2 protein-coding genes are annotated in these 974 nt (G+C 32.9%); both read right to left on the bottom strand.

Annotation, left to right across the window (positions count from 1 at the left end):
- Positions 1-111: 111 nt before the first annotated feature.
- Positions 112-348, bottom strand: coding sequence for a hypothetical protein (locus IEV77_RS17370; RefSeq protein ID WP_188467186.1), 237 nt, complete (start codon positions 346-348; stop codon positions 112-114).
- 110 nt (positions 349-458) lie between these two features.
- Positions 459-725, bottom strand: a complete 267-nt coding sequence (locus IEV77_RS17365) for a hypothetical protein (protein ID WP_188467184.1) — start codon at positions 723-725, stop codon at positions 459-461.
- Positions 726-974 lie beyond the last annotated feature (249 nt).

The raw sequence follows: 974 nt of genomic DNA, 5'->3' as shown, positions 1-974 counted from the left end.
ATAGAGAGCTTAAAATACTAAATCATAGAATTTTGAGCATGGAATAATAGTGAACAAAATTAATGAAGAAACTGCTTGTTTTTCAACTCAGTTCTTTGTTGGCAACTGGCTTTATTCCGTTATTGTCTGTTCTTTATATAATTGGACAAATTCCTTTGCGTCTTTCATAGACTCTGGATATTTTGCATAGTTTTGATATTCTGCAACTTTTCCAGTTCTTTTGTCAATTGATTCATTTTCTCTAATGTGGTAATATCTAAATCCATTTTCTACTAAAAACTTCACGACATCCCATTTTTTAATATCAGTTTGTTTTGGTGGTTGAAACAAATGATATAATTCAGTCATTGGTTTTCCGCATTGAGGGCAAATTGAGATATGAGCCTTTTCCAAATTGGCAGGTCTGTTAAATGCTTTTCGGCAATCTAAACATACTTTTTTATATCCCATTTTTTATTCTAATGTTCGTTCCAATTTTGTTTAAACTCTTGTTCCGTTATTTCGAAATCAGAGAATTCGTCCAAATCCAATTCTTGGTCTCCAAGTCCGCCATATTCGTCTTCCAATTTCGTTTGGTCATATTTCAGAACTTTTCCATTTTCATAAATCTCAATTTGTTTTGTCGGTTGTCCAGAATTTTCTGTTTCAAACAACCAAATGGATTTGCCCCAACTGTCAAAATCATCTCCACGAGTTTCTTCCCAATTTCGTTTGTAGTACTTCATTTTCTTGGTTTGTTCAGCTTGTTGCCAACGTGTTTGTATATGGTTTGTTGCGTGTTTAAGAACGTAATTTAGCAAATAAAAACCGAATAGAAAATCCGCGAGGGTTTTCGTAAGCAGGCTAGAACCAGCAATAAAATATATACGGCTTAAGTTAGCATTTTAATAAAAACACTAAATTAAGGCATATAAATTAGAAAGCACAAAAGAGAGGAATAAGGTTAATATATACGCAGAGACTATAGATCTCGT

This window comes from Xanthomarina arctica, assembly GCF_014638915.1.
Lineage (GTDB): Bacteria > Bacteroidota > Bacteroidia > Flavobacteriales > Flavobacteriaceae > Xanthomarina > Xanthomarina arctica.
This window is presented reverse-complemented; position numbering and strand designations above follow the sequence as displayed.